Consider the following 15,236-nt stretch of genomic DNA (forward strand, 5'->3'; position numbering starts at 1 on the left):
CATGCACACATTTGCTCAAAAAGTCATAAAATTAACCCTTCGAAGAAGCAAGCTACGGCGATCGTTTAAGCCGTCGCAACAACTCCCCTTTGAGAATCTCCTGCAACCGCGAAACCAGAGCTATCGGACGCGTATACAAAACCTCGTATTTCGCACTCAAAGAAACATAGTTATCTTTCAACTCGTTGAGATCTTTTTCCAAATCCTCGATATGCTTGGAGGTGACTTCCTTAAAGGCGCGATATTCGGAAGAAGTCTCTTGGTATCCACGATTAAGACGCTCCCACCGGTCCCCGAGAACTTCGACCGCTTCTGAGAATCGGGATACGTCGATGGGCGCATCGGCCACGGCGGCCAGAGCTTGGGTCATCCCCTGGATTAAGGCCTGCTTTTCACTCAAGCGGGACCAAATCTGCTGCTCCATCATGTGTTCAACGCTTACGTTGGCTCTCCCGGACGGAACTGCCTGCCCTGCGCCCCGCCCGATCGCCCCCAGAGCACGATCGACTAAGTCGGCCGCATGGCGGTAATGAAGAGAGGCGTCGCTGGTCACCAAAGCATAGCAGTTGTCGGCGATGCGCTGGGCCTCACTCAGGTCCTTCATGCGCGCCATGACCTCATCCAAGTTCGAGAAATCAGGCTCGATCGCGATGTAATGCTGGCTGGGCATAAGAGGACCATATTCGCCGCGAACCAGAACTTGGCACGTGCGGGTCAGAGCGGCCTCAAGGCATCGCGGCGAAATCGCTGCCATCCAATGGCGTGTAGCCTCCTCTGGGACACAATGGGCATAGACCTCGTCGAACGAGGCTTGAGGATGTACAGCCACGAACCGGCCGACGCAATCGCCGATCTCTCCTGTCGCATCGAGGACACTCGAGCCGCTCGGGCTTCCGAGCACGAATTTGGACGACCCGAGAAATTCGAGCCACTGGCCGCCGAAGATGGTTGCTGACGGATCGGTGGATATGTCCGTTCGGAAGCCGGCCTCTCGGAATCTGGCACCGGTCCTATCCGCGACGAGGGTCTTGAGCTGCCCCAGACGCCCGAAATTCGCTGGCAATGGGCGGGCCCGGTAGACGACATCGGTATTGCGTTCGGCAAGGTTCGAGCCGAACCGCGCCCCGATTTCCAGATCGATGTCGTCAATAAAGCCCGTCAGGAATGGCTGTATGAGCGCGTTGGTACGCGTCCTTGGATAGAGCACGGCCTCAAAGTTCGCCAGCGGTGTGCACACGATATCAACGCCCCAGGAAGCGAGCCATTCGTCGAGGATCGCCTGATGGTCGTAGTCGTCCTGCGGGAAAGCGATCTTGGGCGCGCGATGCTTGGCGACCCAACCGTAGGCGTCTTGCATCTTGGCTAGAGCCGAACGCGGCCTTGCCCACCGCCATGCCAGCAGCGTCGGATCCAGAAAGATCACATCGTACTTGCCATCGATCAGGCTCGCGTCGATCGGCTCACCGATCGAATGCAATATTGTTTCAGTGCCCGGCCGATACTTGGGATAGAAAAACGACTGGTTGATCGTCTGTCGCCGAAGCTTGGCCGCGGGCGGAAGATCGTGAATGACGAGCAGTTTCATTAGGAGCACCCGCTGATCCGGTCACCGGCTCCGGCGTCTTCGACCCAGGAGCGAGCATGACTTGGCTGGCTTCGAACAAGGCAAACGAGCGACTCTATCCCCAAGCCGCGGCCGCACAACTCGCGTCGGCTTAGGCCATCCGGCATCGGGCCGCAACATCGAGGTCAGCAGTCCCACTGAATGTCATGGATGCCTCGGCCCGTCAGCTTCTCTTCTGGGTAGAGGCAAGCTAGTTCGTTCTATTTATCCGCTTCAACAGCACACTTTTTGCAAGTTCCAGTAGACGAGCGATCAAGACCCGCGGGCGTGTGTAAAGCGCCTCATACTCCGCGGAAAGCGCGTGGTATTTCTGCTCAAGGCTCTGGTGGGCCTGTCTCAAGTTTGTGCCCTCGCGAATGATGGAATCGACTTGCGACGACAGAGTCTGGTAACGAACGCTCGCCTCATCGAAAGCGCGATAGAGACGCCGCCAGCGGTCTTCGACCACATAAGTCAGCTCTGAAAAGCGCGCCACTGTGATAGGACCGCCCGTGACAGCGCCCAATTGTTCGGCCATGCCAGCAATGGCCTCATGCTTGTCACTGAGCCTTGCGGCGAGCTGACGCTCCATGAGCAGCTCGCAATCGATGTCGGAATTCCTTTGGATCGCCGGCTTGCCCTGAGCGATGCGTATCCGGTTGATGACGTCATCCACCCGATCGGCTGTGTGCCGATAATGCAGGTCCTTGCTCGTCGTCATCAGGTCGTAGCATCGGTCGGCGATGCGCTGCGCCTCCGCGATATCGCGCATTTGTTCCATGACCGCGTCGAGGTTCGAGAAATCTGGCTCGATCGGGATGTAGTGTTTTTCGGCCTCCATGGGGCCGTACTCGCCGCGTACGAGCACTTGGCAAGTGCGCGTCAATCCCGCCTCCATGACACGCGGGGAGATCGCGGCCATCCAGTGGAGGGCTGCGCTGTCTGGCACGCAAGCACGGTAGACCTCGTCGAAATCGGCCTGGGGGTGGTCTGCAATGTATCGATCGATCCGCTGACCGATCTCACCGACGGGGTCCAGGACGCTGGACCCGCTCGGGCTTCCGAGGACGAAGCGTGAACTGCCGAGAAAATCGAGCCACCGATCGCCGAAGATCGTTTTCTCCGGATCTGTCGAGATGTCGATTTTGAAACCGGCATCCAGGAGCTTCGGAGCGAAGACCTCGGCCACCAGGGACTTTAGTCGGCCGAGACAGCCGAACTTGGCGGGTAGCAAGCGCGCCCGATAGACGACATCCATGCTGCGCTGTGCAAGTGGGATATTGAATTTCTCGCTTTGCCGGATGTCCGCATCATCGACGAAACCCGTCTGAAAGGGCTCGATCAGGGCCTTGCTCGCCATCTTCGGGAAAAGAACGTTCCCATGCGATGCGAGCGGTGTGAACACAGCGTCCACATTCCATTCCGAGAGCCAATCGTCGAGCACCTGATGATGATCGTAATCATCTTGCGGAAACGCCAGCTTCGGCGCTGAGGAAGTGGCCACCCAGCTGTATTTCTCGATGAAATCCTCGAACGTGATGTGGGTCCGCGTCCATCGCCAGCACAGGAAGGAAACATCGAGGAAGATCGCGTCGTATTCCCCATTGACGATGCTGTCATTCAAGGGATCGCCGACACCATGCAGCGTCACTTCGGTATCGGGACGATACTTGGGATAGAAGAGTGTCTGGTTGCCCAGAGCTCGTCGCAGGATCGCCGGACTTGGTAAATCGTGAAGGATCAGTACTCGCATGGAGCATCCCGTATTGACATACTTCACATGCCATCAAAAAAGCATATGTTATATATTTTCAAGATGGTTTTAGGGAATTCCGGTCTGAATGTCCGCTTCCATGGCCTCGACTCCCCTTTGTGCCTGGACCCGCCAAGTGCACGGATGATGGAAGAGCGCTTGCTCAGACCGGATTGTATCGACTACACGGAAACGGAAGCTAAGGCTGAGATTGTCGTACCGCGTGGCATACTGGAGCCTATCGAGTTCGTGGTCATCAAAGATTCCGACCGTCACGATGTACTCGCCATTGCTTAACTGCAGCTGATCGAGAATGAGGTCGACATCATATTGCGCCGGCTCGTCTCCGACCTCGATGACGTGGACCGGGCTGTGAAAGCGACAGACGGTGCGAAGATCATCCGTATAGATCATCACGGAGTACCGACACCGGTAGCGCCCCGCCTCGGTGCAATTGATCTGCATCCGCAGGGTCATCGCGTCGCCCGTGATCAGCTGCGACGCCGGCCCGAACTGGCTCGAAAGGCTGACCTGACCTACTTTTGGCCCGGGCGCGCCCGGCCACCGGGAAACGCCGCCTTCCGACACGAATTCGGGTGCTTCCTCTTCTTTCAGGAGGGCCAAGCGTTCCGGCGTTTCCTCCTCACGCTGGCTGATCGAAGAGCCAGCCGATGGAGAGGCATCTGGTTTGTTTCCCGGTATTGTGTCCGTAGCCTCGGCCCTGTTGATGAGCACCTTGCTGATGATCTGGCTGCGCAGCCACTCGTTGTTCTCCGCCAGAACGCTCCCAGACGTCCGCGTCAGACGGGTATTGTCAAGCTCGCGGATGAATTCGTCGTAGAGCTTGACGACCTCGAGGGTCTTTCCCTGGCTGACGACGCGCCCCTGCTCCAACCAGACAGCGGTTTCGCAGAACTGCATCAACTGCGCGGTTGAATGCGACACGAGGATCAGCGTGCAGCCCGACCCGGTGAGCTTCTTCATCCGCTCGGCCGACTTGATGCCGAAATAGGTATCTCCTGCACCGAGAACCTCGTCGATAATGAGGATGTCCGGCTTCACGGCCGTGGCACACGCGAAATAGAGCCGCGATTTCATGCCGAGCGAATAGGTTTTCAGCGGTTGACCGAGGAAGGGACCGAGCTCGCAGAACTCGATCACGTCTTCAACCGCAGCCTCGAAGTCCTCCCGCGGAAGGCCATTGAACGAGAGAGAGGACCGAATATTCTCCAGCCCGGAGAACTCCGGATGGAAACCGGCACCGATCTCGATGAGGGCAATCACCTTGCCGTTAACGCGCAACTGACCGGACGTGGGAACAAAATTCCCGGTCAACAACTTCAAGAGCGTCGTCTTTCCCGCGCCGTTGCGACCCATAAGACCAAGGCGCGCCCCTTTCGGGACCACCAGATCGACATTGGCAAGCGCATGGAACTCCTTGGGCTGGGCCGATTTCGGCACAGCCCAACGCAACCCCATCGCATCCAGAAACTGGTGCACGGGTTTATCGTAAAGGCGGTATATTTTCGTCAGCGCATTCGCCTCAATTGCGTTCTCGGGAAGAGAAATCCCAATATCGGCCTTGCTGTAACTATCGCTGATATTCATGATACTCTCACTTATGTCGCATAGTCACTAAGGATATTCTTTACGCGCACCATGAATAAGTGCCCGAGACAAAAACATCCTAGGCAGACAATCGACATGATTACTATCGAGCTTGCCTTCGGGACCTGCGAAAAGACGAGGGCGCTTTGCACTGGCGCCATGAAATAAGCGAGCGGATTAAAATAGATTACGGCCTTGAGCAAGTCTGGGACGTCCTTGATGAAATAAGCAATCGGACTGACAATCAGCAGAACCATGTTCACGAATTTCAGGATTTCCGGAATGTCCCTCATGATCAACGAAAAGGCCGCAAGCAGCATTCCGATGCCCAGTAGAAAAAAGACCATCATGATCAGGACGTAAGGTACTAGAAAGATGGCAGAGCTGGCCTGACCGATGGCTACCGACAGGACGATCGCGATCATCATGCTCACGAAGCCGGGAACCTGACTAGCGGCGATCGAACGGACAACGATCAGCTCGGCCGGAAAGACCGAGTTTGAAATGAGTGCCTTGTTCTGCAGCAGAGATGTCGCACCTGAAGACAACCCCTCCGCGAACATCTGTAAGGTGAAGACACCGCAAAATATATAGAGAATATATTGTCGGAGGTTTACGCCATCGAAATTCAACTTGTAAATATAAATATAAACCAAAGCATAGAGACCCAGGAAGATCAATGGATTAATAAAAAACCATGCTCGACCCAGTACAGAACCGGCATACTTCTGCCGAATATCCGTCGCGACCGTATTGAGCAGCAGATGTCTGTTTGAGAATATGCTCCTGAAAGGATCCAATACTTGATGCGATAAATTGTACATGCTCTATCCTTTGAACACCCGATCAGCGCGCGGTCGACTCATATCGACGCAACTCGGGCAAGAAATGAACGTGCTGCATCATGCAGCGCAGGATACATGGACGAAACTCGCGCGCCCATTCGACCGTGCGGCGCAGCCCTTCGAGATGGGGAACCTGTGCCTCGAAGCCGAGCTTTTCCCGAGCCTTAGAGGGGTCTCCGAAGCGCTGGCCGGAACGATCCCAGTCGCGGGCTGGCGTCATTGCGATTGCGGTATCATTGGCGCTCAACTCGTTGACACGTTCTGCCAGCTCGAGGATCGTCGTCTCGACTCCTGAGCCGAGGTTGTAGATTTCGCCCGGCTCGCCGCGCAGAGCGCATGCCATCAGGCCGCGTGCCATGTCCTCCACGAAAATGAAGTCCCGGCTGGCGATGCCGCCGTTTTCGACCGGCAGAGCCTCTCCGTGGAGAGCCTTCCAGATGAAGGTCGGCGTCACGTTCCGCCACACCGTGGCGGGCGTTCCGCGCCAGCGCCCCGCACCCAGAATCTCGCCCGGGCCGTAGACGTTCTGGAAACGCGCTTTCACGAACGGCATGCCATGGCGCATGAAGTAGTAGTTGCCATACATCTCGCCGACGAGCTTCGAGATCGAGTACGGGCTGTCATGAAATAGGGAGACGGGCGCGTCTTCCTTGGTGGCCTGGGCCCCATCGAAGGTTTTCGCCGCAACGGCACAGCCCGCCGCCGCATACACCACTTTCTTGAGACTCTTGATATCCTTCAGGCGCTCAAACAGCTTTAGGCTGGTAATATTGTTGTTCTCGTGGTCCGCCAGCGGATCGTGAATGGACGACTGGTTTCCGTGGTAGCAGGCCAGGTGGTAGGCATAATCGAGATCATCGTCGATCTCGCGCAGGACGCGGTCGTTGGCGATCGAACTCGACACCAGCCTCACGGCCGGATGGTCGGGCACGTTGATCGGGTCGGCGGAGAGGAAATTGTCGATGATTGTCAGCTTACGCGGCTGCTGCTTCAGGATGAAGCGGACAAGATTGGAGCCGACGAAGCCTGCGCCGCCAACGACGAGCACGTTCCTGCCTTCAAAGGTCTCAGCCATGGTTTTTTTCCGTCAGGTTCAGCGCGCTGCGGCCGGCGCCTTGAGGTGGCTATAGATTGCAGTGACCCCATAGCGGTCGTACCAGGTCAGCATCCGGCGAATGGTCTGTTCGAAGCTGTATCGGGGTTGCCAGGTGAATGCGTTTATCGTTTCCTGCGGATCGAGAACAACCGCCGGAACATCGTCTACCCCCGGATCGACCTCGGGCACCGGCTCCGCCAAGACAACCCCCAGGTGATCGACGACGATATCGAAGATCTCCTTGATCGTATGGCCGGTGCCGGTCGACACGTTGAAGGGGCCGGTCGGGGCGCCGTCCTCCATCACGAGATCCATGATGGAGAAGAAATCGTCCATATCGACGAAATCCCGGACCGTTCGCGAACAGAAACAGGGCTTGCCTGCCTTCAGACGGGTGTAAAAGGTCGGGATCGGCCCGATGGCAAGCCGAGGACCTGTAACGTTCGCGAGCCGTAGAGAAACGTACTGCAGCCCCGATATCGCCAGATAATCCTCACCAGCCTGTTTCGAGATCCCATAGCTCGTGAACGGTCGCGCCGGTGCCGAAACGGGAATCGGCAGTGTCTCCGGCCGGCCATAGCCGAGAGCCGTATGGAAGTTGACGAAGCGCTTCACGCCCGCCGTACGAGCCGCGTCTACAACGTGAATCGTCCCTTCGACGTTCGTCCGCGTGTCTTCGATCCAGTCGTCAGGGTCCTTGTAGGCCGCGGCGGAGTGAATCACATGCGTCGGCCTGAAGTTGTCGAAGGTGCCATTGACGAGCGCACGATCGTAAATTGAGCCCTCGACAAGCGTCATTTGCGGATGCGCATCTGGCAGGGAACCCCGCTGACCGGTTGCAAAATTATCCAAGACGCAGACCGTATGGCCGGCCTCCAAATAGCGCTCGGTCAGATTTGAGCCGAGGCAGCCGGCACCGCCGGTGATCAGGATCCGCATGGTCGCCTCGCTCACGTCCGGATCTCGGCTCGTGCTTCCTTGAGATGGGTGTAGCCGCCGACCACTCCCTCGTTCTGCCAGCGCTCGACAGAGAGACGCGCGATGTCGTCGAGGGAGGTGAACTCCACTTGTCCGAAGTCCGCGAAGGTCCGGTCCGGATCGAGCAGGATGGAGGGAGCGTCGTCCGGGCCGAGCGGCTTCACCTCAGGCTCTGGGTAGTCGTTGAGCTTCATCGCCCGGACGACGGAATCATAGAGCTCCTTGATCGCCACGTCTTTGCCGGACGAGAAGTGATAGGTACCGTGACCTTTGCCCTGGGCAGCCTGCACGACCACCTTGGCCAGATCGCCAGCATAGCAGAAGTCGCGCCGGGCCGGTGTGATGAAGCATTTCTGGCCCTTGGCGAGACGCCCGTAGAAAATCGGAAGCGGGCCGGACACGTTCCTCGGGCCGATCACGTTGGCGAGCCGGAACGTCACCCAGTCGACGCCAGAGAACTGCACGTAGTGCTCGCCAGCGGTCTTAGAGATGGCGTAGCTCGAATTCACCGGGTTGATCGGGTGGTCGAGGCGGATCGGCTGCTGGATCGGTTTGGTGCCGTAGCAGAGAGCCGTCTGGAAGTAGATCAGGCGGTCCACCTTATGGGTCTTGCAAGCCTTGGCGATGTTGGCGGTACCGACGGCGTTCACAAGGGCGTCGGTCTGCCAGTCTTCGGGATCCTTGTACGACGCAGCAGTATGGACGACCACCTGGGGCTTGAACTCGCCGAACAGGCGATCGATCAACGCTCCGTCGACGATCGTGTTCTCGACCACGGTCAGGTTCGGATGAGCAGTGAGATTGTCCCGCCTGCCCGTCGCGAAATTGTCGATGGCCATGACTTCATCGCCGCGGGCCAGGAACATGTCCACGACCGTCGAGCCTACCTGGCCGGAACCTCCGGTTACAAAAACTCTCATCACGTGTCCCTGAAATTACTGAGCCGCAACCATCTGCGGAGGAGTTTCGTCGACCATGCGCATATACTCAGCCGCACGATCATGGAAGATCTGATGCCACAACTCAAGGCTGAGCAGCCCCCACGTCTTGCGCGAGAAGCGTTCCCCCTTGTCGAAGTTGCTCAGAATGACATCCGTATTGAAGTACGGACGAGACCGGTTTCTCTGGGTTCCGAAGACGTCCATGACAAAGCCATGGAGTTCTCCCGAGAACCACTCCTTGAGCGGAACCGGGAAGCCCATCTTGTCGCGGCGCTGCATCAGTTCGGCCGGCAGGTCCGTCCCAAAGGTCGACCTGATGAAATGCTTCATCTGCCCACCTTTGAACTTGATGTCTGCAGGGATCGTCGCGGCAAATTCGATAATCGCGGGATCCAGAAGAGGGACACGCGACTCCAGCCCATGGGCCATGGACATCCGATCCTCGACTTGCAGCAGAGCAGGGAGCAGGCATTTGAAGTCGAAATGCGTCATGGAATCGAAATATGCTTCCTTTCGGACATTTCGCTCCGAATTGAAGATTGCCTGAAATCGCCCGAACACTTCGCCCCTATCAATCAGAGACCAGTCGACCTCGGCCTCCATATCGGTAGAACGATCGATGAGTCGAAAATATCTCTGGTCCAGGGGCCCGAAAAGTCCCTTGGAAAACAACTGACGGATAAGGGGCTTGTACTCCCGCAATGATGCCAAGTGGGGAATGATGGACTCGGGCGTGACGACGAAATTTCCGTTCTTGTGCGTTCCGTCGATGGCCGAGCTGATGGCCTGCTCGAAATATGCAATGAGATAACGCGCGTATCCGCCGAAGATCTCATCGCCACCCTGCCCTCCAAGCACCACTTTCACGTGCTCTGCTGCGAGCTTGGACACCATGTATTGCGGAAACGAACCGGGTCCTCCAACCGGGTGGTCCAGGTGATAGATAACCTTCTCGATGGAGTCGCGAAAATCATCTGACGTAATGACCAGTTGCCGCAGGTCGAGACCTGCCTGACCGGCAGCGACCTCCGCAAAGCTGCTCTCATCGTAACCAGGGTAATCCGTGAATTTCCCATGAAAACCGATTTTGCCGAATGCTTGTTCGCGAGAGGCCAGGATCGCAATCAGACTGGAGTCGATCCCTCCCGACACATACGCCCCGACCGGTACGTCCGAGCGGAGATGCACGCTCACGGATTCTTGGAGAATTTCCTGCATCCGGTTCGAAAACCACTGGGGCGTGTGATCGAAGTCGATATCGTAATGCACGTCCCAGTAGCGCCGGACGCGGATCTCGCCTTTCTCCACGATCAGCGCATGACCGGGCAGCAGGACATGAACATGCTTGAAGAGCGTCTTGTCTCCGATCGTGTACTGGAAGGTGATGTACTCTGCCAACGCGCCGGCGTCCGTTTCGATTTCCGGCAGGACTGGCAGGAGCGCCTTGATCTCCGACGCAAAGTAGAGGACGCCATCGACGACCGCATAATAGAACGGCTTAATCCCAAACCGGTCACGCGCCGCAAAGAGCCTGTCCCCATCCCAAATGGCGAATGAAAACATGCCCCGGAGGTGGTCGAGGCAGTCCGTGCCCCAGCGGTCATAGGCCGCAAGGATCGTTTCCGTGTCAGATTTCGACCGGAATTGCCAGGTCGATCTCAGGTCTTCGGCGAGTTCAAGATAGTTGTAGATCTCACCATTGAAGGTCACAACCGATCCATTCCGACCTTCCATGGGCTGCCGCCCGGAGGATGATAGGTCGATAATCGAGAGGCGACGATGGGCCAACCCACAGATGCCGTCCGGAGCTTGCCAGAACCCCTGCCCGTCGGGTCCTCGATGTGCGATGAGCTTGCCCATCGCGCCCAGGGTCGACGACAGGTTCCGAATAGGTAAGCGCTCTAGGGAGACAGCCCCGGCAATTCCACACACGACACGTGGCCTCGTTGATGAAGATCTATCGAAAGGAGCATTATGGTTCTCGTTAACGCATCCTTAACAGCTTAGGAACACTAGCACCAACTTCATATGCTATATAGTAACCCCAAACTTCTCTCCCCATAGCCCGAGGTTCACGATTCTCCAAAGCGTGAAATCGACGCTGCGTCGCCCATCCAGCATATCCGCGACGAGTGTCCGGGTTCCTTTAGGGTCAAGAAGATCTGGATAGCGACGGAGGGTTGCCTCGACGCCCTCCTGGATAAGTCCCCTGAGCGGTCCGCGGAACCATTTTTCCTCGGGCGTCTGGAAGCCGAGCTTGTCGCGCCGTTCCCGCACGCTCTCGGGCAGCACGTTCCTCATCGCCCGGCGAAGGACGCGCTTCGTATCGGCCCTGACGATCTTGTGGGCGTTGCCCAACGCCAAGTTGAACTCGACCAGGCGATGGTCGAGAAACGGCACCCGGGCCTCGATCGAATGGGCCATGGAGTTGCGGTCCTCCCAATGCAGAAGCATCTGGAGATTGGACGCAAAGGTCAGGACCACGCATAGAGACGCAATATCCGTCACTGGCGGCAGACCGTTGACTTGGGCCGCGGTCTCGAGGGCAGAGGGTTGGGATTCCAGGGGCCGAAAGGCGTCGGAGCCGAGCCAGTCGTGATGGACGTGGATCTGACGCTGCCTGAGCAGGAAGCTACGAAGCGCAGGCGGCAGAACAGGGCCGATGAAGCGCTTCGCCTGCTCGACGAAGGACACCCCATGGATCCGATCGCGCTCGATCATCGTCCGCACCAAGGTCACATAATCCCGACGCCGGATGAGATCCGACATGTAGTAGACGTAAGATGAATGGTATCCGGCCAGCTGCTCGTCTGCCCCCTGGCCGTCGAGCATGACCTTGATGCCTGCCCTCTTTGCTTCCTCGAAGACGCACCATTGGGCAAAAATCGATGTGGAGCCGAAAGGCTCGTCCTGATGCCAGGTGATGTCGCCGGCACGCTGGAAGACATCTTCGGCACGCGGAAAGATGTAGTGGGGATTGGCGCCGGTCTTGTCGACGACAGCCTCCATGAAAGGCTTTTCGTCGACGCTCTTCTCCGCATAGCAGGCAGAGACCGTGTTGACCCGCGCTCCAGCGCCCTCCTCGGACAGCATCTCCGACATCAGGCCCACGATGGAAGAAGAATCGAGCCCGCCAGATAGGCAGGAGCCGACAGGGACATCGGACCGCAGGTGCATCCGGACAGAGTCGCGCAGAAGGCTCTCGAAGCGATCAGCCGCCTCCGCCTCGGACACGTCCAATGTCGAGTGGGCCGGAATTCGGTACCAGCGGCGCGGTTCGCACTGCCCGGCCCAGGGACGCGCAGCATCGACGGTGACGCAGCAACCGGCCTGAAGCTGCACGACACCCTCGAACATGGTCTCGGGGGTGTGGTTGCTGATGCCGGAGGCCAGAAAGTCCCGGATCCGGGCCAGGTTCATGCGGGTCGTGAGGCCCGGCAATCCCAGAAGCTGCTTGATTTCGGACCCGAAGGCCACTCCTTGGCCCGTCGCGGCCATGTAGAGGGGCTTGATGCCAAAGCGGTCACGCGCCGCAAAAAGGCGCTTCTCGCGTTCATCCCAGATGAGGAATGCGAACATCCCGAGGAACCGGTCCAGACACGCTTCGCCCCATTCCCGATAGGATGCGAGCAGAACCTCGCTGTCGCTGTGGGAGCGAAAAATGTGACCTTTGGCCCGCAACTCGTCGCGCAGCTCGATGTAATTATAGATCTCGCCATTGAATACGAGCCAGTAACGGCCGGTATCGTCCGCCATGGGCTGGAGCCCGGCGTCGCTGACGTCGATAATTGCAAGTCGGCGGTGGCCGAGCGCTACCGGGCCGGCGGACGATGCGAATTCCTTCCAGCCGGCTCCGTCCGGACCGCGATGAGCAATCAGGTCAATACGCTGCCGCTCAGGATGAAACCCGACCGATCCGAATAATCCGCACATCCCTCAGGACTTTCCCTTAGCATCAAGGAGCTGTGAGCATAGCGAAACAAGTTTTTCGCTTTCTTTTTCCCAGTTTAGGCGTCGCGCTGCCGCCAGTGAGCGCTGCTTATACCTGTCTATGGTCGCGGGATCGAGAGAATTGATGGCCGCACTGATGACGGAAGGTTCCATCCCCTTGAACAGAAGCCCTAGATCATATTCCTTGACCAACCGGGACATCTCAGGAAGATCCGAGACGCACAAAGCCAAGCCTGCCATCGTGTACTCGAAGAACTTGTTCGGCAGGGCGAAGCGATTGTGCCTGGAATGATCCGGGAGAGCAAAAAGGCCCACGTCAAAAGGATTTGCCTCACGTACGAGGTCGACCATCGGGACGGCTGGAGCGAGGTCCACCCGGTCTCGAACCCCGGCTCGGGCTATCAGCGCTTCGAGCGTCGCCCGGTATCCGTCGTGTGCAGGGCCGCGGATCGTGAGGCTGAACTCCTTCCGCCAGGAGGGAACGCTGAGGATACACTCCTCAAGGCCGCGTCCCGGAGCGACGATCCCATGATAGAGGACCCTGATGCGCTCCCGGGTCGGACGGAAGGGCATCTCCTGGTATGACGGGGTGTTTCGGATTACCTGCGGCCTAGTCTTGAGGTCATAGATCTCCTGGAGCCGATCGGCGATTCCGTCCGAAACGCAGGTGACGAGAGCCGCTTGCCTGACGCCACGGCTCTCCAATGCCACCGTGACAGGGCGGTTGAGAAGCTGCCATCGCAGGCGTTGCGCATACTCATCAGCTGCCAGTTCATGGGTGTCATAAACCAGGATCCCACCCTGCTCCCGTGCAAGCCTTCCGGCAATCGGCAGGGCCGTCCAATCGTTGGCCAGCCAGATGTCCGGCTTCATCCCTGAGCCCAAAGTGTAGAGTCTCGCAAGATCCTTTCGAAGACGCCCGAAGTGCTTCTCTGCGTAGGCTGGCCAGATCCGGGGAAGCTGGGAGCCCACCACATACAGAACCTGCCTCATGCGCCGCTGCCCCTGGCGCATGATCCAGGATCCGGGCGGCTGTCCAGCGCCCTGCCAGGCCGTCCCTACGGTCCCGGCCGGCACATCCGGCTCCGCATTCGTCAGAATGGGCCAGGCGGGCGCCACGGAACGGGCGTCGGCCAGGCCTATGCCCGTGATGTCCCAGCCCGCATTCGCAAAGGCATCGCCTTGTCGCCTGACACGCGGATCGTCAGCGATGGCAGAGATCGCAATGATCCCTATGGACCGGCCGCGCTTGACGGGTGTCCGAGTCGATACCGCTGATGGCTCGTGATCGATCATGGAGGCTGACAGTCATCTCGATAGCAGGAATTGGTCCTTGGAGCGAGCGGCACGCAATATGAGATTGGCGTCGGCCTGTCCAGCGCAGGCTGTCAGGTCTGTTCTGAGACCCTCCCGGGACGACAATTTCGCCGATGACCGAAAGAGAATCCGCGTATTTCTCTTGCTACCAGGACAACATTACTAGGAATGGCCAAGCTGACTCGTCAAAAGGGCATAGTTTCTCCGATGGTGGCTGAAGCTCATTTTGGACCGTAAAACAGTTAAGGCCCCCCGGAACTATCGATTTTTACCGTTGTTGTTCAAAGCAGAGTTAACCGCTTAGGAGGCTTGTGATGGCAACAGGAAGTTCGACTTCGAAGCGCGGCTTCGCGTCGATGGATGGTGACCGGCAGCGTGAGATTGCGAGCAAGGGCGGTAAAAGCGTCCCGGCTGAAAAGCGTTCATTTTCCCAGGATCGTGAATTGGCCTCCGAGGCTGGCCGCAAAGGCGGACAGGCCTCTGGAACCAACCGCTCCAATCAAGAGTAACGTATGCCTTTTCCATCAAAAGGGGCCGCTTAGCGGCCCCTTTTATTATGCGCACAGGAGGAGGTTGGCGGCTTCCCCCTTGGCTACTGGAATTTGAAGGACGATGGCTCTTCGAGGCAATCGGCAGAGCTGCCGGTTATCAGCCCTTCGCTGACGATGGCCCGGAATTCGGAAAGACTTGGACACTCCAACGGCAATCCGCCAAGGTCAATTCGCCGCAGGAGGTCCGTCGCAAGTGATAATGTGAAGTCGAGCGAGGCGATCCTTAAGGCCGCCGCCGCCTCGAAAGCCAATTCGGAATCAGGATTTTCCGACGCACCGATCAACGTAAGCACGCAATATTCATCTAGAGTTCCCTTACGGGATCTTGGGGCCTGATGGGATAAGGGCTGACCTCGCTGACGGCTCAGGGCGAAGGCGAGCAGCATGGCGTCGGAAACGATGGCTCTTGCGGCATCCTTTTCCACATATCGAGCCAGATCCTGCTCTGGGGCCTCCAGGACATGGATATCGTAGCCCTCCGATAAGATATCGAGGGAACGAAACGCATCGATGAGCGGGACGATCGAAGGTCGGAACAGGACAGCAACAGAGCCGTCCTGAAGCGTTGGGCTTCCAACTGCAAACATGAAATC

The 15,236-nt window shown here is 57.9% G+C and carries 12 protein-coding genes; 1 reads left to right on the forward strand and 11 read right to left on the reverse strand.

Annotated elements, in window-relative coordinates:
* Nucleotides 1-52: 52 nt before the first annotated feature.
* The 10 genes from LJD17_RS06335 to LJD17_RS06380 all read right to left on the reverse strand — a co-directional run bounded on the left by LJD17_RS06335 (nucleotide 53) and on the right by LJD17_RS06380 (nucleotide 14,071).
* On the reverse strand, nucleotides 53-1,585 hold the full coding sequence (locus LJD17_RS06335) for a hypothetical protein (protein WP_227383307.1): 1,533 nt from the start codon (nucleotides 1,583-1,585) through the stop codon (nucleotides 53-55).
* 229 nt (nucleotides 1,586-1,814) lie between these two features.
* A complete protein-coding gene (locus LJD17_RS06340; RefSeq protein WP_227383308.1) occupies nucleotides 1,815-3,356 on the reverse strand; it encodes a GAS domain-containing protein in 1,542 nt (513 codons plus the stop codon).
* A 69-nt stretch (nucleotides 3,357-3,425) separates the two neighbouring features.
* Complete coding sequence (locus LJD17_RS06345; protein WP_227383309.1) at nucleotides 3,426-4,964, reverse strand: ABC transporter ATP-binding protein; 1,539 nt, start codon at nucleotides 4,962-4,964, stop codon at nucleotides 3,426-3,428.
* Between the two features lie 11 nt (nucleotides 4,965-4,975).
* Nucleotides 4,976-5,788 (reverse strand): ABC transporter permease, encoded by an 813-nt coding sequence (locus LJD17_RS06350; protein ID WP_227383310.1) that lies wholly within the window; start codon nucleotides 5,786-5,788, stop codon nucleotides 4,976-4,978.
* A gap of 22 nt (nucleotides 5,789-5,810) precedes the next feature.
* Nucleotides 5,811-6,884 (reverse strand): NAD-dependent epimerase/dehydratase family protein, encoded by a 1,074-nt coding sequence (locus tag LJD17_RS06355; protein WP_227383311.1) that lies wholly within the window; start codon nucleotides 6,882-6,884, stop codon nucleotides 5,811-5,813.
* Nucleotides 6,885-6,902: 18 nt separating this feature from the next.
* On the reverse strand, nucleotides 6,903-7,859 hold the full coding sequence (locus LJD17_RS06360; protein WP_227383312.1) for an NAD-dependent epimerase/dehydratase family protein: 957 nt from the start codon (nucleotides 7,857-7,859) through the stop codon (nucleotides 6,903-6,905).
* Complete coding sequence (locus LJD17_RS06365) at nucleotides 7,856-8,803, reverse strand: NAD-dependent epimerase/dehydratase family protein (RefSeq protein WP_227383313.1); 948 nt, start codon at nucleotides 8,801-8,803, stop codon at nucleotides 7,856-7,858. The genes LJD17_RS06360 and LJD17_RS06365 overlap by 4 nt, the downstream gene beginning before the upstream one ends.
* Before the next feature lie 15 nt (nucleotides 8,804-8,818).
* Complete coding sequence (gene asnB / locus LJD17_RS06370) at nucleotides 8,819-10,756, reverse strand: asparagine synthase (glutamine-hydrolyzing) (protein ID WP_227383314.1); 1,938 nt, start codon at nucleotides 10,754-10,756, stop codon at nucleotides 8,819-8,821.
* Between the two features lie 99 nt (nucleotides 10,757-10,855).
* Nucleotides 10,856-12,757, reverse strand: coding sequence for an asparagine synthase (glutamine-hydrolyzing) (gene asnB, locus LJD17_RS06375; protein WP_227383315.1), 1,902 nt, complete (start codon nucleotides 12,755-12,757; stop codon nucleotides 10,856-10,858).
* A gap of 3 nt (nucleotides 12,758-12,760) precedes the next feature.
* Nucleotides 12,761-14,071: a glycosyltransferase gene (locus tag LJD17_RS06380; protein ID WP_227383316.1), complete on the reverse strand. Its 1,311-nt coding sequence runs from the start codon at nucleotides 14,069-14,071 to the stop codon at nucleotides 12,761-12,763.
* A 335-nt stretch (nucleotides 14,072-14,406) separates the two neighbouring features.
* Here LJD17_RS06380 and LJD17_RS06385 point away from each other — a divergent pair, with 335 nt between their 5' ends.
* A complete protein-coding gene (locus tag LJD17_RS06385; RefSeq protein ID WP_227383317.1) occupies nucleotides 14,407-14,601 on the forward strand; it encodes a con-10 family general stress protein in 195 nt (64 codons plus the stop codon).
* 83 nt (nucleotides 14,602-14,684) lie between these two features.
* On the opposite strand, the gene LJD17_RS06390 is transcribed toward LJD17_RS06385, so the two are convergent.
* Nucleotides 14,685-15,230 (reverse strand): hypothetical protein, encoded by a 546-nt coding sequence (locus LJD17_RS06390; protein ID WP_227383318.1) that lies wholly within the window; start codon nucleotides 15,228-15,230, stop codon nucleotides 14,685-14,687.
* Nucleotides 15,231-15,236 lie beyond the last annotated feature (6 nt).

It is taken from the genome of Microvirga rosea (assembly GCF_020595095.1).
GTDB lineage: Bacteria > Pseudomonadota > Alphaproteobacteria > Rhizobiales > Beijerinckiaceae > Microvirga > Microvirga rosea.